General features: G+C 50.0%; 15 protein-coding genes and 2 tRNA genes. 10 read left to right on the forward strand and 7 right to left on the reverse strand.

Going from position 1 to position 17,802, the window contains the following annotated elements; all coding sequences use genetic code 11:
- The first annotated feature begins 140 nt into the window (after positions 1-140).
- The 4 genes from DFR42_RS00075 (at position 141) to DFR42_RS00090 (ending at position 5,442) form a co-directional block, all read left to right on the forward strand.
- Positions 141-2,975: an ATP-binding protein gene (locus tag DFR42_RS00075; RefSeq protein WP_110252939.1), complete on the forward strand. Its 2,835-nt coding sequence runs from the start codon at positions 141-143 to the stop codon at positions 2,973-2,975.
- 191 nt (positions 2,976-3,166) lie between these two features.
- Positions 3,167-5,044 carry a potassium transporter Kup gene (locus DFR42_RS00080; protein ID WP_110252940.1) on the forward strand — a complete coding sequence of 626 codons (1,878 nt, stop codon included), beginning with the start codon at positions 3,167-3,169 and terminating at the stop codon, positions 5,042-5,044.
- Positions 5,045-5,101: 57 nt separating this feature from the next.
- A tRNA-Arg gene (locus DFR42_RS00085) sits at positions 5,102-5,178 on the forward strand.
- A gap of 187 nt (positions 5,179-5,365) precedes the next feature.
- Positions 5,366-5,442: transfer RNA gene (locus DFR42_RS00090), tRNA-Arg, on the forward strand.
- A gap of 110 nt (positions 5,443-5,552) precedes the next feature.
- Here the strand turns inward: DFR42_RS00090 and DFR42_RS00095 are convergent.
- On the reverse strand, positions 5,553-5,951 hold the full coding sequence (locus DFR42_RS00095) for a thioredoxin family protein (protein WP_245936771.1): 399 nt from the start codon (positions 5,949-5,951) through the stop codon (positions 5,553-5,555).
- Between the two features lie 146 nt (positions 5,952-6,097).
- On the opposite strand from DFR42_RS00095, the gene tsaB reads away from it, so the two are divergent.
- The 4 genes from tsaB to DFR42_RS00115 are packed head-to-tail and all read left to right on the forward strand — an operon-like array spanning position 6,098 to position 9,219.
- Positions 6,098-6,805: a tRNA (adenosine(37)-N6)-threonylcarbamoyltransferase complex dimerization subunit type 1 TsaB gene (tsaB, locus tag DFR42_RS00100; protein WP_110252942.1), complete on the forward strand. Its 708-nt coding sequence runs from the start codon at positions 6,098-6,100 to the stop codon at positions 6,803-6,805.
- A gap of 10 nt (positions 6,806-6,815) precedes the next feature.
- Complete coding sequence (gene rimI, locus DFR42_RS00105) at positions 6,816-7,280, forward strand: ribosomal protein S18-alanine N-acetyltransferase (protein ID WP_110252943.1); 465 nt, start codon at positions 6,816-6,818, stop codon at positions 7,278-7,280.
- Positions 7,274-8,236 carry a uracil-DNA glycosylase gene (locus DFR42_RS00110; RefSeq protein ID WP_110252944.1) on the forward strand — a complete coding sequence of 321 codons (963 nt, stop codon included), beginning with the start codon at positions 7,274-7,276 and terminating at the stop codon, positions 8,234-8,236. The genes rimI and DFR42_RS00110 overlap by 7 nt, the downstream gene beginning before the upstream one ends.
- Before the next feature lie 5 nt (positions 8,237-8,241).
- Positions 8,242-9,219, forward strand: a complete 978-nt coding sequence (locus tag DFR42_RS00115) for a DUF1853 family protein (protein ID WP_110252945.1) — start codon at positions 8,242-8,244, stop codon at positions 9,217-9,219.
- An 85-nt stretch (positions 9,220-9,304) separates the two neighbouring features.
- Here DFR42_RS00115 and lplT read toward each other — a convergent pair whose 3' ends face one another.
- Entirely contained in the window at positions 9,305-10,567 is a 1,263-nt protein-coding gene (gene lplT, locus DFR42_RS00120) for a lysophospholipid transporter LplT (protein WP_110252946.1), read from the reverse strand.
- Between the two features lie 189 nt (positions 10,568-10,756).
- On the opposite strand from lplT, the gene radA reads away from it, so the two are divergent.
- Positions 10,757-12,142, forward strand: a complete 1,386-nt coding sequence (gene radA / locus DFR42_RS00125) for a DNA repair protein RadA (protein ID WP_110252947.1) — start codon at positions 10,757-10,759, stop codon at positions 12,140-12,142.
- Here the strand turns inward: radA and hpnE are convergent.
- Positions 12,139-13,509: a hydroxysqualene dehydroxylase HpnE gene (gene hpnE / locus DFR42_RS00130; RefSeq protein WP_110252948.1), complete on the reverse strand. Its 1,371-nt coding sequence runs from the start codon at positions 13,507-13,509 to the stop codon at positions 12,139-12,141. The two genes, radA and hpnE, sit on opposite strands and share 4 nt — an antisense overlap.
- A complete protein-coding gene (gene hpnD / locus DFR42_RS00135) occupies positions 13,502-14,335 on the reverse strand; it encodes a presqualene diphosphate synthase HpnD (protein ID WP_110252949.1) in 834 nt (277 codons plus the stop codon). Before hpnD ends, hpnE begins: the two co-directional genes overlap by 8 nt.
- Positions 14,336-14,713: 378 nt before the next feature.
- On the opposite strand from hpnD, the gene DFR42_RS00140 reads away from it, so the two are divergent.
- Positions 14,714-15,562 (forward strand): hypothetical protein, encoded by an 849-nt coding sequence (locus tag DFR42_RS00140; RefSeq protein ID WP_110252950.1) that lies wholly within the window; start codon positions 14,714-14,716, stop codon positions 15,560-15,562.
- Between the two features lie 101 nt (positions 15,563-15,663).
- Here the strand turns inward: DFR42_RS00140 and DFR42_RS00145 are convergent, their stop codons facing one another.
- From DFR42_RS00145 to hpnC, 3 genes are all read right to left on the reverse strand, one after another.
- A complete protein-coding gene (locus tag DFR42_RS00145; protein ID WP_211324098.1) occupies positions 15,664-16,368 on the reverse strand; it encodes a M24 family metallopeptidase in 705 nt (234 codons plus the stop codon).
- Between the two features lie 34 nt (positions 16,369-16,402).
- On the reverse strand, positions 16,403-16,615 hold the full coding sequence (locus DFR42_RS00150; protein ID WP_170133377.1) for a hypothetical protein: 213 nt from the start codon (positions 16,613-16,615) through the stop codon (positions 16,403-16,405).
- A gap of 306 nt (positions 16,616-16,921) precedes the next feature.
- Complete coding sequence (gene hpnC, locus DFR42_RS00155) at positions 16,922-17,731, reverse strand: squalene synthase HpnC (RefSeq protein WP_110254158.1); 810 nt, start codon at positions 17,729-17,731, stop codon at positions 16,922-16,924.
- Between the last annotated feature and the right edge of the window lie 71 nt (positions 17,732-17,802).

A 17,802-nucleotide genomic window follows, 5' to 3' on the forward strand; every position in this document is an offset into this window, starting at 1 on the left:
GCATAGTTTGTAAATATTGTTCAAAAGAGGTCAAAAATAGGGCCTAGCTGATGGATAAACTTCAAATTTCCCAGTGATCTGATACTATTTCTCTAATATCCGAAATCTGAAGATAATCCAACCTCAACCCTGTTCATCCCATGGAAATGTTCGTTACGAATGACGAAGTTAAGCAATGGGAATGCGAACGGCCTGGTTTGCAGGGCATGGAATTGTTGGAAATGCAATTGTGCCTGGCCTGGCATTTGCGACAGCGTGATACTTCACGCGCGCTAGAACTGGCCGATGCTGCAGACCAGTTGCTGAATACATTATTTCCTGATTATCCAGTTACAGATCCCGGCAATGAGCAATTGAAGTTGAAGCAGGCCAGGCTGTTACTGGTCAGGGCAGAGGCAGCATGGTTATACGGTGAGTTTGATAAATCAGAGCAATTATCAAAATCGGCATTGCAACTGGCTGCTGACAGTGAAGCTCAGGATGCGGCCAGAAACCTGGCTGACGCTCATTATTTACTGGCCTGCATAGGTCTGCAAAAAGGCGAAATACCGGTAGTCGAAACTGAAATTGGTCTGGCCATGCAGTTTGCGCGCCAGGCTGGAGATGGCACGCGGGAGATAGCAGCAGAATCCTTGCTGGCCAATCAACAGGTGTTACGCAATTTACCCCTGGCACAGGAGCGCTGGGGAGCAATCCGTAATCCACATAACCAGACTACTGACCCTGTCCTGCGCAGTTATATCAATGAATTCCTGATTTACACCTACTCGCTGACCAGTGATTTTGGACAGTCTGCCACGCGCGGCATACAAGTTTTTGAATTTGCAAAAAACTATGGGCAAAAGCGCCGCATGATCAGCGTTGCCAGCAATATAGGTGATGCTTTTAACAGTCTGAGTGATCACCAGTCTGCCTTGCAGTGGATACAGGAAGGCCTGGATCTGGCCAGGGCAGCAGGCTGGCCCAACAGCACCGCCAGCGGCCTCATACAAATGTCCGAAACCTTGCGACGCCTGGGGCGGCTGGAAGCAGCCAAAGAGATGCTGGAAAAAGCTTTGCCCATATTGGCCAATGTCGTTGGCTCACGTTCGCATTTGCTGGCGCTGCGTTATTTTGGCGACTTATCCCTCGACATGGGGGATTATGCGATGGCACAGAGAAGTTTTCATGAACTGATCTCCTGGGCCGATAAAAAAAATCATCTGGATTTTCGTATAGGTTCTCGCCGTGGTTATGCAAACGCCTTGTCCATGCAAGGGCAGGCAAAGGCCGCCCTGGATGCCGCACTCGATGCACTGGCCCTGGCGCGTCAAAGCACGGACAGTTACCGTCACATAGAAGTATTACGAGTACTTGCTGCACTGTATATGCGACACAGCTTGCCAGACCCGGCAGAGATGCAGGCACTGAGCGCCCCTTTGCATTATTTGCGACAGGCGCTGGATATTGCAGGCACCATCAGTAACTTTAATGTCCCAGCAGAATTGTATGAAGAAGTTGCAGATGCCTATGCAGCAGCAAAAGATTTTCATCAGGCCTTTGAATTTGCCCGACTTGCCCTGGCAGCACGCGAGAAAAACCATAACCGCGAAGCTGCGAATCGCCTGAATGCCATGCAGTTGAGCCAGCAAACCGAGCGCATGAAGGCTGAGAGTGAGCATTTGCGGCAACTGGCTGCTGCCGAAGCGCAGCGTGCCGAGGTCTTGCAGCAGACCAGTGTGGTATTGGAAAAACTCGGCACCATAGGCCAGGAGATCACAGCCAGCCTTGATGCGCCTGCTGTATTCGAAGCATTAAACCGGCATGTCCACGATTTATTGCATGTAACTGCCTTCGTCATTTATTTGATGGATGACGATCAGCAAAGCATGACTTCAGCCTACGGCGTGGAAAACGGCATACCGATAGAACCAGATACGGTATACATGGCCAGTGCTGTTTCCAACTCGGTACGCTGCGTCAGAGAACGTCGTGAAATTGCCATCGAACTCGCATCTGAAGATGAGCTATTGCCGACCCTTATTCCTGGTACGGAAATGGTACAGAGCATGCTGTTTGCGCCGCTGATTATCGGTGACAGAATACTGGGGGCGATGACCATACAATCCTCGCGCCAGCATGTGTATGGTGACAGGGAGAAGATGATTTTCCGCTCGCTATGTGCCTATGGTGCGATTGCACTGGGTAATGCTGACGCCTATTTACGCTTGCAAAAAACCCAGGAGCATTTGCTGGCACAAGAAAAACTGGCGGCGCTGGGTTCTCTGGTTGCCGGTGTCGCCCATGAACTCAATACTCCCATAGGCAATTGCCTGCTGGTTGCCAGTACTTTGCAGGATGGCAGTCGTTACCTGAGCAGCAAGCTGGCGGGACAAACCCTGCGCCGCTCTGATCTGAGTAATTTTTGTGACGAGGTCAAAACTTCGTCAGAAATACTGATGCGTGGATTGAGTAGTGCCGCAACCCTGGTCAGCAGCTTTAAACAGGTGGCAGTTGACCGTACCTCTGAACACAGGCGCAGCTTTGACTTGCGCCAGGTCTTGCACGACATTATCGCCACTCTGAATATACGCATTACCCAGACTGGACACAGCATAGAAGTGAACGTGCCTTATAACATCCATATGGATAGTTATCCGGGATCTCTGGGGCAAGTCATCAGTAACCTGGTGGAGAATGCCATTCTCCATGCTTTTGACAAAAGGCAGGCTGGGCATATGAGTATCAATGTCACCCTGGTGGAAGGGCAGCGGGTATTGATCGCGTTTAGCGATGACGGTGCTGGCATACCTGAAGAAAATCAAAAGCGTATCTTCGATCCTTTCTTTACCACCAAACTGGGCCAGGGGGGCAGTGGTTTGGGTTTGAATATTTGCTACAACATTACGACTTCCATTCTGCACGGACAACTCAGTGTAAAAAGCAGCTTGGGAGCAGGGACCAGTTTTTATCTGGATTTACCTCTGGTTGTATGAGCACATCATATGTGCTCAGTATTTTTATAAAATAACAATAATTGCAGAAAATTGCTTGGACAGTGGGATTTCCAGAAAAAGCAGCCGCCTGAATTTGATGCTTGTCAAGCGTCGTTTTTTTGTTGTGCTTACTTGAAAATCTGATCGAATTCACCTATTGTGCAATGCACCAATAATAACAAGGTACACAATTGGCTAATCAACACACTAAAAGCAGCCTTGCTGGCTTGACTCTGGCTGCTGTCGGGATCGTCTACGGCGATATCGGTACCAGCCCTCTCTATACGATGAAAGAGGTGTTTTCAAAAGAACATGGCCTCCCGCTCAATGAAGCGAACATTTTTGGCATTGTTTCTTTGATTGTCTGGGGGCTTATCATCATCGTCTCCCTCAAGTACGTCACCCTGGTATTAAGGGCAGACAATCGTGGTGAAGGCGGTATCATGGCCCTGACTGCACTTGCACTGGAATCCGTCAGCAAAAACTCCCGCCTGTATTTCCCGCTTACTGTACTCGGCCTGTTTGGCGCGTCGCTGTTTTATGGTGATGGCGTGATTACTCCGGCCATGTCGGTCTTGTCTGCGATGGAAGGTATAGAGGTAGCAACGCCCAGTTTCAAACCTGTGGTCGTGCCGATTACCCTGATCGTCCTGATCTGCCTGTATGCAGTGCAAAGCAAGGGTACTGCCGGCATAGGTAAATTATTTGGCCCCATCATGATATTGTGGTTCAGTGTACTGGCAATCATGGGCCTGTATAACATCCTGCGCATGCCCGCCATATTGGGTGCATTCAATCCCTGGCATGCACTGGTGTTTTTGAATGAGCATCGCTGGATTGCCTTCATTGCCTTGGGAGCGGTCGTGCTGGCCTTCACGGGTTCTGAAGCCCTGTATGCCGACATGGGCCATTTTGGTTCCAAGCCCATACGTTCAGCCTGGTTCTTCATTGTTTTTCCTTCGCTGACCCTGAATTATCTAGGGCAGGGTGCTTTGCTGGTCATGAATCCTGCTGCTGTAGAAAATCCCTTTTATAATCAGTTGGGAGCATGGAGTATTTACCCTCTGGTGATTTTGTCTACTATAGCTGCGGTAATCGCTTCGCAATCGACGATATCCGGCACATTCTCCATGACCAAGCAGGCAATTTCTCTTGGCTTCCTGCCCAGGATGGAAATTGTGCACACCTCATCCAAAGAAATCGGTCAGATTTATATTCCTGTCGTTAACTGGATGCAGCTTGCAGTCGTTGTCGGTGCCGTAATAGGATTTGGTTCTTCCTCTAACCTGGCATCAGCCTATGGTATTGCCAATACCGGCACCATGCTTGTGACTTCGCTGCTGACCTTCTTTGTCATACGCTATGGCTGGAAATACAATCTTTATCTTTGTATCCTCGCGACCGGTTTCTTCCTGACGATAGATATTTCACTGTTCTCAGCAAATGCGCTGAAGTTCTTCCATGGCGGCTATTTCCCTATCTTGCTGGGCCTGGTGATCTTTACTGTCATGCTGACCTGGAAACGTGGTCGTGAACTGGTGTTCGATAATCTGAAGAGACATGCGATTCCACTTGAAGACTTTCTGGAATCCCTGTTTGTTTCGCCACCAGTGCGCGTTGCTGGTACGGCCGTTTTCCTGCGTGGCGAGGCTGATGGTGTGCCACATGCGCTCTTGCATAATCTTTCCCACAATAAGATATTGCATGAAAGAGTGATTTTCCTGACCCTGCATAATCGCGATATTCCCTGGGTGCCCTTCTCTGAGAGAATCAAGGTCATCGATCTGGGTAATGCCTGTTATCAAATTGATGTTTATTATGGTTTCAAGAATGAGCCGGATATTCCGAATGCCCTGGCACTGTGCGCTCCATATGGTCTGACGTTTGAACCCATGGAGACTTCTTACTTCATTTCTCGCCAGACCATCATCTCCAGCCCCGGTAGTGGCATGGCAGCCTGGCGTGAGAGTGTTTTTGTCGCTATGTCCCGTATTGCCCGTGACGCTGCTGACTTTTATCAGATACCGAGTAACCGGGTGATTGAAGTGGGTTCGCAAGTGGAAATCTAAAAACTTGGCACAGGCGCTTATCAAATCAAAATGCCTGTGCTATACTCTCGGTCTTTCGCGGCTGTAGCTCAGCTGGATAGAGTACTTGGCTACGAACCAAGGGGTCGTGGGTTCGATTCCTGCCAGCCGCACCAGATTTAAAGGGACTAGATGCAAATCTAGTCCCTTTTGTCTTTTCTGCGATGGATTTCGATGAATGTTGATGTGCGGGCTGATTGCCTGATCTGCACCGTGCTAAAAGTGCATTTTTCCTTGAGGTAAAAATAATCTGAGCTTTGGGGCTTTTCATTTTCTCTCAGTCCGGCTATAATCTTGTTTTTCGCGGCTGTAGCTCAGCTGGATAGAGTACTTGGCTACGAACCAAGGGGTCGTGGGTTCGATTCCTGCCAGCCGCACCAGATTCAAGGGACTAGATGAAAATCTAGTCCCTTTTGTCTTTTTTGCGATAGAAACAAGCTGGCTTGATCTGCAGCATTGCTGCAGATCACTGACATATGCTTGGAGGTGCTTAGCTTGCGAGTATCAATTCCCGTATGTTCCAGTCTTCCGGGGCTTCCTGGTTCAGGGCGCTGCGTTTGACTTGCTGGGTGGGCGTTTCTTCTGCCATGGAGAGAATCAGGCGTTGCAACTGGGCTGCGTCCGGCAATACGGTGCCAAAAAAAATCACCTGATCTCGATGCTGTATCAGGATAGTGGGGAAGTTTTCTATATCCACCGCATCAACCAGGTGTGCCTGATCTTCTATATCTATCCAGGCAAAGCATTTGTCGGGATGCTTGCTCATCAACTCGTCAAAAGACGCTCGGTAAAAATTGCAGGTATCGCACCAGGCGGCACACAGGCAGGCAATTAACCAGTCTTTATTTGCCAGGTCAGCCTTTATTTCGGAAATATCTTCGGTATTCATGATGGTATTCATCACGTAATTTTAAACCATGTCATGAACTGAGGCATGAAGAAGGAAGCAATAAGGTATGACCAAGGCATGAGCTAGGTATGAGCTTTTGGCAAACAGCCAGTCTTGAAACTGGTGGAACACGGTAAAATACGCGCATGACCAGAATTTTAGCAATTGAAACCTCTACCGAGCTCGCCACAGCAGCCATATTGACTGATGGTGACATATTTATCCGCGAACTGAGCGGTGTTCAGACACATTCCCAGGGTATTTTGCCTGCCATACAGGCTTTACTTGCCGAGGCAGGTATACGCTTGCAGGATTGCGATGCCATTGCCTTTGGCTGTGGTCCTGGCGCATTTACCGGCATACGTACCGCTTGCGGCATAGTCCAGGGGCTTGCCTATGGTGCTGACCTGCCTGTGGTGCCAGTTGTGAGCCTGCTGGCGATGGCTGAAGCAGCGCGCGAGCAGGCAACCTCCAATGAATTTGTCTGCATCCTTGATGCACGTATGAATGAAGTGTACTGGGCGCAATATCGTTTTGAAGATACGGGCTGGACAGAAGTAAGTGCCCCAGCTTTGACGGGCCTTGATGCTGCACTGGCTGCCATCACCCTGGAAAATCCACAACTGGTGCTGGGTAATGGCCTGACTCTGCCTGAACCTGTGCAAACGCGATATCCGGGCTTGTTATGCATGCCGCATGCAAAACAGGTTGGCTTACTGGGGCTTAATGATTTTGCTGCAGGCCTTGGTTTGCCAGCAGAGCAGGCTCAACCACTGTATCTACGCAATAAAATCGCCCTGACTACGGCTGAGCGTGAGCAAGCCAAACTCCAGGCAACTAAAGCGCCAGCGTAATGGAGTGACTATGGATTTGACATTGATCACACCGCACTATGGCAGACTGGGGTTTGCTGATGTTGATAGCATCCTCACCATAGAAGAACGGGTATATGCCCACCCCTGGACGCGTGGCAATTTTACAGACTCTTTTTCCAGTGGCTATGAAGCATTTGGTTTCAGGGGCGCAGAGCAGGATTTGTTTGCCTATTTTGTGGTCATGCACATCTTGGATGAATTGCATTTGCTGAATTTTGCAGTTGACCTGCCATATCAGGGTCAGGGCTATGCGAAACTGTTAATGGATAAATTATTTACCTATGCTCAGGAGCATGCCAGTGCGTCGATTTTGCTGGAAGTAAGGCGTAGCAATGTACGCGCCATATCTGTTTATGAGGGAGCTGGATTCGCGGCCATTGGTGTACGTAAGGGCTATTATCCCGCGCATGATAATCAGCGCGAAGATGCAATCGTAATGCGGAGGATATGTTGATGCAGACTTTTGATGCGCATAGCAGGCAAAGAGCCTTGCATGAACTTGGCCTGGGTCCATTGTGGTTGCTAAGGGATGCAGAGCCAGTCGCACCAGTTGCGCTTGCGCCGGTCGTGGAGGTTCAAGCTGATACCAGGACTGATTCAGAGCCAGGGCCTGTTGTTGCGAAAGTTCCTGAACCAGTCATAGTAGTTGCCGCTCCTGTTGCAGATGCCGCCTGGGCGGAGCCTGAGCTTGTGCAGCCAAAGCAGTTGCCGGAGACGCAGTCTTTGGAGCAAGCTTTTGCAAGCGTGCCGGAAGCAGATGACTGGATGCCACAAGAAGTGTTTCCTGTCTCGCCTTCAGATGATGAGCGGGCTATGGTGCAGGAATCTGCAATTGCTACTTTATCCTGGGATGAATTGCAGCCCATGGTGGAGAGTTGCCGTCAGTGCGGCCTATGTCAGGGCAGGAAAAAAGCTGTATTTGGCACAGGTGACAAACAGGCTAAATGGCTATTTGTAGGCGAAGGCCCGGGTTATAACGAGAACCTGCAAGGCTTGCCCTTTGTTGGGGCTGCCGGTCAGTTGCTCGACAATATGCTCAAGTCGCTTGGCGTACCTCGCGGCGAGCAAAGCTATATCGCCAATATCGTCAAATGCCGCCCGACGGATGAGCAAGGCAAGGACAGACCGCCGACTGCCGATGAGATCGCTGCCTGCCTGCCATATCTGCACAGGCAGATAGACTTGATCAAACCACAAATCATCGTGGCGCTTGGCAAGACTGCCGCTGTGTCTCTGCTGGGTATGGATCTGGAAACTCCGGTAGGGCAATTGCGCGGCAAGGTGCATCGCTTCAAGGACATCCCTGTGGTAGCAACTTACCATCCCGCTTATCTCTTGCGTAAGCCAGCAGACAAGGCCAAGGCCTGGGCAGATTTATGCCTGGCCATTAAAGCTTTGCCCGTAAGTTGAAGCACATGGAGAGCGCACAAGCTGCATTTCACCGTCAGTGGCAGCATCTCCATAATCCCCATGTACGGGCGCTGGCCTGGATGCTGACTGCGCCGGGTTTGCTGGATAAGCATGAGCCTTTCTGGCAGGGCAGCTTGCTTGATGCTTCTTTTACAGACGCGGACATTTTGTCGCAATGGCTGACCGGCCTTGACCGTGATCCTGCCCCTTTGCTGGACTTGCTGCAACGACATCCATCGCGTCGTCTTGGTCTGTATGCAGAGCGGCTATATGAATTCTATCTGAGTGCTCATGGTTTCTTGCATGCACATGGTTTGCAAGTGCATGACAAGGGTGCTGGCACCATAGGCGAGTTCGATTTTCTATTGCAGACCAATGCGGGTTTGCAGCATCTGGAGCTGGCAACAAAATTCTATCTGTATCATGCCGATGCGAAGGCAGCGCCTGACTTGTATGCCTATCTCGGCCCCAACCTGGCAGACAGTCTGGGTGCCAAATTGCACAAAATCGTGGATCAGCAATTGAAATTGTCGCAGCATCCATTGGCACAGCGAGTCTTGTCGCAGCCTGTGCAAAATGCGCAGGCGCTGATCCTGGGCTGGTTGTTCTACCGTGATGAAAAACTAGTTGATACCTTCATTGCTGAGCATGGCCATATGGCGGGCCTAGCAAGGGATCATTATCGCGGTGCCATCTGGACGCAATCAGAAGTGCTGGCGCTGGATTTTGAATATGCCTTGCTGTTGGACAGGCTGGACTGGCTGGCACCTGCTCAGGTTGGCAAGGGAAGGGCGCAGGACAAGAATACTATACTGACCAGTATGCAAACTTATTTTGCCACTGCAAATACGCCGTTGATGCTGGCATTGCTACAGGATAGTCAGGATGGTTTGGATGTGATGCAGGAATATCGTCGTGGCATGGTCGTGCCGGATGACTGGTTTGAGCAGGCCGATGCCGTCCGACTGAAGCGCGCACCGTAGTAGTTGTCGCACACCTTCCCCTGGATGTGAAAATGCGCCTGAGTCACTTCATTATCAGGCGCATTTTTTTGTGTGCTTCGTTTGATCAATGCTTGTGTTCACCTATCAATGCCAGCGAATCATGCTCGCGCTGATTGGCTGCATGTTTGCGCATGACGCCATAGATGGTGCTGGATACAAACAAGCCAAACAACACGATGATGACCATGATGTCCATCTTCATCGAGTTAAGCAGTGTGTACAACGCCAGCATGGTCAGAACTGACAGGTTCTCATTGAAGTTCTGAACAGAGATGGAATGTCCGGCACTCATCAATACGTGACCGCGGTGCTGTAACAAGGCATTCATGGGTACTACGAAGAAGCCAGCCAGTGCACCCACCAGTATCAGCAATGGATAAGCAATCCAGATGGAGTGTACAAAAATCATGGTGATTACCACCAGACCCATGGCAACACCCATAGGCATCACATTCAGGGATTTTTTCAATGGCACAAAACGAGCCGCTGCTACTGCACCCAGAGCCACGCCTATGGCGACCACGCCTTGCAGAATGGCAGCTTTGTCCAGTGTCATATGCAGGGATTTTTCAGCCCATTTCAATACGATGAATTGCAGTGTGGCCGCCGTGCCCCATAACAGGGTGGTGACACCCAAAGTGATTTGTCCCAGCTTGTCTTTCCACAGGATAGTCACGCATTCTGCAAATTCAGTGACCAGTTTGATGGGATTGCGTTGCTGGTGTTTGTAACGCGCGCCTGTATCCGGGATGCGCATATTGAATAGTGCCGCCGCCGCATAGCAGGCAGTGACTACGCAAAGAGCAGCCTCGGAGGGAGTAGTGATATTGAAATCGATCAGCGGGAAGTCAAAGCTGATCAGTGCTGCAGACACTTTGCTATTTACCAGTGCGCCACCTAATACGGTGCCAAAAATGATGGACGAGACTGTCAGGCCTTCTATCCAGCCATTGGCAGCAACCAGCTTTTCTGGTGGCAGTAGCTCAGTGAGGATGCCATATTTGGCAGGCGAGTAAGCAGCAGCGCCAAAGCCAACGACAGCATAGGCAATCAGAGGATGCACATGAAAGAACATTAGCGCGCAGCCACCAACTTTAATCATGTTCGTGATGAGCATGACCTTACCCTTGGGCAGGGAGTCAGCAAAGGCGCCAACAAAAGGGGCCAGCAAGACGTAAGATAAAACAAAAAACAACTTTAACAGTGGCGGCATCCAATCGGGAGATTGCATGGTCGTCAACAGTGCCATTGCGGCTATCAGTAAGGCATTGTCGGCCAGCGAAGAAAAAAACTGCGCCGCCATGATCGTATAAAAACCGCTCTTCATGCTTTATTCATGCTTTATGTCTACCTGCTACAAAATGTCTCTGGCAGCTTTATACCATGAAAATTGTGGCGAATTAGTGAAATAAGGCAAGCTATTTGCTGAATACTGGTTAAAATATCAGTGTTTTTCTGGTCTGCATGTAGATGCGAACAGAAGTTGTAAACCCCGCAAATTTCCTCTGGTCTGAAGATGGCAAAAGCAAAAACCAATTATACCTGCACCGAATGTGGTGGTATTGTCAACAAGTGGGCCGGGCAGTGTCCAGCCTGCGGGCAGTGGAACACTCTGGTTGAAACCATCGTCGAATCTGTCGGCAACCGGTTCAGCACCAAGCCACAGGGGCTGGCACAGTCTGCGCCAGTATTAAACCTGGCTGAGATTGAAGCACTCGATATGCCACGTTTTGGGACCGATATCGATGAATTCGACCGTGTGCTGGGCGGTGGGCTGGTAGCAGGCGGCGTCGTATTGATAGGTGGTGACCCAGGCATAGGTAAATCTACCTTGCTGCTGCAGGCACTGGCTAACCTGGCTCAGAAAAAAAAGGTCTTGTATGTCAGCGGTGAAGAGTCCGGGGCGCAAATCGCATTGAGGGCCAAGCGCTTGTCGCTGGATGCAAAGGACTTGCAATTACAGGCCGAGATACAGCTGGAAAAAATTCTCAATACCCTGGCTGAACATAAGCCCCAGGTGGTGGTCATTGATTCTATCCAGACCATGTATTCAGATGCCCTGAGTTCTGCGCCAGGCTCGGTCGCACAGGTGCGCGAATGCGCAGCCCAGTTAACACGTGTTGCCAAGACCATGGATATCACCATGATACTGGTTGGCCATGTCACCAAGGAAGGCGCACTGGCCGGACCACGTGTGCTCGAGCATATCGTCGATACGGTTTTGTATTTTGAAGGTGATACCCATTCCAGCTTCCGTCTGGTGCGTGCCATCAAAAACCGTTTTGGCGCCGTCAATGAGCTGGGTGTGTTTGCCATGACAGAAAAAGGTTTGAAAGGGGTGTCCAATCCCTCTGCCTTATTCCTGTCGCAACATGATACCCAGGTGGCGGGTTCTTGCGTCATGGTCACGCAAGAGGGCACGCGGCCCTTGCTGGTGGAGATACAGGCGCTGGTTGATAGTTCACATGCACCGAATGCACGCCGTTTGTCAGTCGGTCTGGAGCAAAATCGGCTGGCCATGTTGCTGGCAGTGTTGCACAGACATGCTGGTGTGGCGGCTTTTGATCAGGATGTGTTTATCAATGCGGTGGGGGGTGTCAAAATCGCCGAGCCTGCGGCCGATCTGGCTGTGCTGCTGGCAATTAACTCCTCCATGCGCAATAAACCGCTGCCGCGTGGCTTGGTAGTGTTTGGTGAGGTCGGGCTGGCGGGTGAGATACGCCCAGCGCCACGCGGGCAGGAGCGCTTGCGCGAAGCGGCAAAGCTGGGCTTTTCCATCGCCATGATCCCCAAATCAAATGCACCCAAGCAAAAAATCGAGGGCCTCACTATTATAGGGGTGGACAGGATAGAAGAAGCCCTGTCCAGAATCCGCGATGTGGATAGCGAAATCCCCGATTAGTTTTTTGCTGCCTTGAAGTCTTTTGCGATAGCCTGGCTGGCAGCTATGCCACTGCGTACCGCACCTTCCAGCGTGGCAGGGTAGTCGCCTTTGGTATAGTCACCAGCCAGATACAAGCCAGGCCACGCAGTATGATTGACTGGCCGGTTCAAACCAGGTGCACAACTGAAGGTGGCGCGCTTTTCCGAAATGCATTGATGCCAGATAGGCTGCGCTAGTTCTGGCATACCCAGGCTTTGTGCCAGTTGGGCGGCAATATCCATCGCCAGTTCATGCCTGTCAATTTCTGTGGCAGCTTGCGAAACACTCACCACCACCGCCAGCAAGCCCGCCTGATCTGGCTGCAACTGACCACGGTCAAATACATATTGCCCCCATTTTTTCAGATCCGTATCGTCAAGCAAAGCCAGCATGGGGCGTGGCAGCCTGACGTTTGATGCATATTGCAGATAGCAGGTTGTGATGGGCTCGTAAGTTATAGCTGGCAAGGCTGTTGCCTGATCTTTGACTGGCAATGTGGCTAATAGCCTGTCTGTATTGGCAAAATCGCAGGCAAGTATGACTGCATCATAGAGCGGCAGTTGTGCTTGGTCCTGCTTCAGTTGAATTTGCCATTTACCTTCTTCGTTTGGCACCAGGCCTGTTGCAGTATGGGCTGCTAAAACTTGCCCGCCATGCGCACGTACGTAGTCAGCCGCTTTTTCCGGGAAGACCTTGCTCAGATCCAGTCGGGGTATCAGCATGTCAGAAGCTGCGCGTTTTGCCCCAAGGCTATCCCGCAGCACATTTAAAAATACCTGGGCCGAGGCGCGTTCTGGTGGTGTATTCAGGGCTGCGATGCAAAGTGGTATCCACATCAAGCGGCATAGCCGCGGTGTCTGATCAAATCGTTCCAGTAATTCCAGGACGCTGCAATCTTCATTCAGACGCCAGTCCATCCAGCGTGCGGTGGACGAAAACCTGGCCAGCGCCATTTTGTCAGCGAAGCTCAGGCCACTGGATTTGAGCAGCGCCAGTAATAAGTGTAGCGGGGCAGGCAAGCGTGGAGCGATAAAGGACATGCCATCTTCCAGCGCTGGATACACCATTTGCAGTGGCAAGTTCAATAGTGCAGTTTCGGTATCTACACCAACCAGTTGCATCAGGCGTAAACTCTGGGTATAGGCGCCTAGCAAAATATGCTGGCCATTGTCCAGTTCATGCCCATGCACTGTGACACCACGGGCACGTCCACCCAGATTGCGGCTGGATTCGAATAGTGTGACAGTGGCACCTTGTTGTGCCAGTTCGCAGGCAGCTGCGCAACCAGCCCAGCCAGCGCCAATGACGGCGACAGACTTGTTTTTCAGCGCATCTTTTTTAGCCACGGACGTAGGTTTTCCAGGCCAGCCAGAGTTTGCGTATCGGTGTCAGCGAAATGCGTTGATTGAGAACATGGAAGCCGTCACGCTGTATCTCCACCAGAAGGGCGCGATAAATCGCCGCCATGATGAGGCCAGTTCTTTGTGCCTTGCGGTCTTCCGGCGGCAGCAGAGCAAAGGCTTCTTCATACAGTTTTTGCGCACGCTCATACTGGAATTGCATCAGGGTTTCAAATTGCGTGCTGTGGCGGGCATTCAAAATATCAGCTGCAGTGACATTAAATTGCTGCAATTCATTGACAGGCAGGTAAATCCTGCCTTTGCGCGCATCTTCACCCACATCGCGGATGATATTGGTCATCTGGAAAGCCAGGCCCAGTTTTTCAGCAAACTCACGGGTTTGCGGATTGGTGATGCCAAAAATACTGGCCGACAAAATGCCGACAACGCCAGCGACGTGCCAGCAATATTTTTGCAGGGCATTGAAGTCGAGGTAGCGGGTCTGGTTCAAATCCATTTCCATGCCATCGATGATCGCCAGCAGGTGTGCGCCATCCAGCTGATACTCAGCCATATGGGGCAGTAGCGCCTTGGTGACCGGATGGGTAGGCTGGTTTGCCAGCATGGCCTGGACTTCCTTGCGCCACCAGCCCAGCTTGCTGCGGGCCACCATATCGTCGGTGCTTTCATCGACGACGTCGTCGACTTCACGGCAAAATGCATACAGGGCAGTAATCGCCCGCCTTCTGGCCTGGGGCAGGAACAGGAAGCTATAGTAAAAACTGGAGCCACTTTGTGCAGCTTTTTGCTGGCAGTATTCGTCTGGAGACATGCTTGGTTTTGTAATAAGTGGCGGCAGTGAAAGCCAAAAAAGTAGCTATGTTAACAAACTGTGGCAAAGCTCACAAATGTCGTGCGCAGTTTTAACGCCAAGATGGGCTGCTTCAGGTGGATTTTTGTCGCAGTCTACATGGAAAATACATGGAAAATGTGAAATCTATATTAACTGATACAGTTGAATGACAAACTCGCCCGCATTTTCAGCTAAATTTGAGGCGGTCAGCTGATATTGATTTTGTCGTAACATATTGTAATCGAAACGAAGAACTGCCTTCTTCATCATGACTGAACGTATAATAGGCGGCGCGTTATAGTGTGCCTTATTAAATGAGCACGGCTTTTGAGAAAATTAACAATCCGGATAAATATCTTGAATACTTCGAAATTTGCAGCAGTTGTAGTTAGCGTTGGCATAGTTCTCGCCGGATGTGGCGGTTTTGTCTATACCACCATAGGTGGTACTGTCACTGGCCTGGGTTCTGGCGATACAGTCATATTGCGTAATGAATCTAACTACACCCAAACATTGAGCGCCGATGGTTCTTTTCAGTTCAATGTAGCCAGTAATGGCAATTACGCGATTACGGTTGCGCAACAACCAAATACAGTTAATTGCACAGTCGTTAATGGCACAGGCAAAATGACTGGCGAAGCATCCGTCAAAAATATCGTAGTGACTTGCACGCCGAATGTTCCTCTGGGCGGCACTGTGGCGGGCTTGATTGATGGCGGTTCCCTGATCTTGCTTAATAATGCAACTTACAAGGCTACGGTCACGACGAATGGCAGTTATAAATTTACAGATTTTGCAGTAAATGGCGCCAGTTATGCAATTACAGTTGGCTTGCCGCCAGTATCTCAGTACTGTACGGTAGCAAATGGCACAGGTGTAGCCAGCAATACCAATTTGCCAGCGGCCTTGACATCAGTCGTCACTTGCGTGCCTGCCGTACCAGTCAAGTTTACAGTCAATGGCCTGACCGCCGGTACGATTTTGACTTTGGTGAATACAGTTGATGGCTATGCTGATAAATATGCAGTGAGCGCACCAGGTAATTATCTGTTTGGCTGGAGCTGGCTGACTGGCAAGCCTTTCAATGTCACTGTAGATACTCAGCCTACAGGCCAGACTTGTAAGGTGACAGGTGGCACAGGTGTTGTTGATGCTGCCAACCCTGCTGCTTCTGCAAATATCGTGATTGATTGCGCGAAGAGCTAAATAGTATTCAGTAGTAAATTGAAATAAGTAAAAGCTGGGCAGATATTTATCTGTCCAGCTTTTTTATTATTAAAACAAACACTGGAATTATTGCGGTGGGCTCACAATTCCTCCAGCCGGCCATGTTCATTGAAGTAAAAAATACCCTCGTGTTTGAAGCCCCATTTGCCGCCTTTCAGACGGATGAAGGGTTCAAAGCTGAAAAAGGAAATTTCACCTAGTTCAAGCTTGTTATCAGAATGGATGTATTGCCTGTCGTCACGATCAGTGACTATGCTATGGCCTACATTGTTACGATAATCCAGGTTGACGAAGCCATTTTGCCGTATGCGCAAATTGGCCCAGTCAAATAATTGGCCAAAAGTGGTTTTCGGTGTGACGGTTTCCAGCATTTGCGCATGCAGGTGCTGCTGGAAGCAAAGTCCGTTGCGAAATTCCAGTAATTGTGGGGTAGTGGTTACCCGGCCATTTTCTACCGCGAAAGAGCGGGCGCAGTCGCCCCAGTATTCTTGATGACTGGGACTTAAATCCACACTGATCAAATTGGCTTTGCCTACTACCTCATCTCCAGGCTGGTAATCACTGCCAGAAATAGAGACACAACTGCGTGAGCCTAACAAGACCAGTGCAGGGCATTGGTGATACCAGGTGTCGGCATAGCCAGATTCGCATAGCATGGCATAGGCTTTGTCTGCGATACTTTGCTCGCTGTCATCGGCTGTGATCATGCTTGCCAGGCGCGCCAGCACTGTCTTGGCTGCGTTTTGCACTTCCCTGTGTTTGGCAATTTGTGATGCTGTTGGCATGATATTTAATCGGCTGTCAGGCAAAAGGTATTACTTATGTGCTGGAATTGTTGCTGTGATCGTTGCTTGAATTGTTATCTGAGTCGTCGTTGTCTTGTTTGTCACTATCATTGGTGTCATCGTTGCCATCATTATCGCTGCTGGTGACAGCGCGCACGCCAGCGCGGGTGACATCTACTGCAGTTCCGACTACAGCACTACCAACTTTGACGGTTGTTGAGACAGCTGCATCCGCTATCGCAATCACGGTGCAGCCGTTCAGTGACAATAGAGATAGTAGGAAAGCGCATCGATATATACAAGTTCGCAAGTCTGGCTCCAGAGTAGTGCAGGCCCGGCGGCTCATTAAAGAGATGCCTGAGCCTGATTGTTTAGTGTGATTGATAGTTTGATTTTAAGTTCATTCCTGTATATCTCCTATTGCTATTGGACAAAAACAGGAAGGATTTATATGCGCAGACTATTTTTTGATACAGCAGAATATTAGCAATCGTTTGCTGCGGCTTTGTTATTGTTATGTGCTGATTTGTACTGCTTTGTAATGGCATGTGTTTTACATATTCTTTGCCCGCCAGGCCAGCTTTAGCCAGTCCGTCTTACCTAATTTTGGTCTGTGCTGGAATACATTGAAATCAACAGCTTCAATTTTTTCCAGTATGCGCAAGCCACCTTGCACCACCAGGCGCAATTCCCAGCCCAACCTGCCGGGCAGGCGGGTGGCAAGAGCACTGCCGGACAACATCAGATTTCTGGCGCGCGCCACCTCGAAGCGCATCATGTTGCGCCAGTCCTCATTTTGCATGCCGCTGGCGATGTGTTGCTCAGTGATACCAAACCGGCTCAGGTCATCAAGTGGCAGGTAAATTCTTTGTTTTTGCCAGTCTATGGCAACATCTTGCCAAAAATTGATCAATTGCAGGGCGCTGCAAATCGCATCCGAGTCCCGCAAATTCTCCTGGCTGGCTTCGCCATACAGATGCAGCATCAGTGTGCCAACCGGGTTGGCAGAGCGTGCGCAGTAGTCCAGCAGGCAAGTGAAATCAGCATATCTGGTGGTGACAACATCTTGTTTGAATGCAGACAGCAAATCGCGAAAAGGCTGCAAAGGCAGTGCATATTCGCGGATAACGCCTGCCAATGCCTTGAATAGTTGTGATTCGCTGCTAGTATTTTTTTCTATGCAGTCAAGTTCTTGCTCGTATTCAGCTAATTGTCTGAGTCTTTGTTCTGGGTTAGCGTCACCTTCATCGGCAATATCGTCTGCACTGCGGGCAAATGCATAAATGATTTTTACTGCTGGCCTGAGTCTGGCAGGGAGCAAGAGGGAGGCAACAGGGAAGTTTTCGTAATGGTTAACTGACATTTGCGACATTTATTGAGCTAAATTCCATGAAAAGTCTTAATGACTGAAAAGTCATTGGCAAAAACAAGATG

It is taken from the genome of Undibacterium pigrum, from assembly GCF_003201815.1.
GTDB lineage: Bacteria > Pseudomonadota > Gammaproteobacteria > Burkholderiales > Burkholderiaceae_D > Undibacterium > Undibacterium pigrum.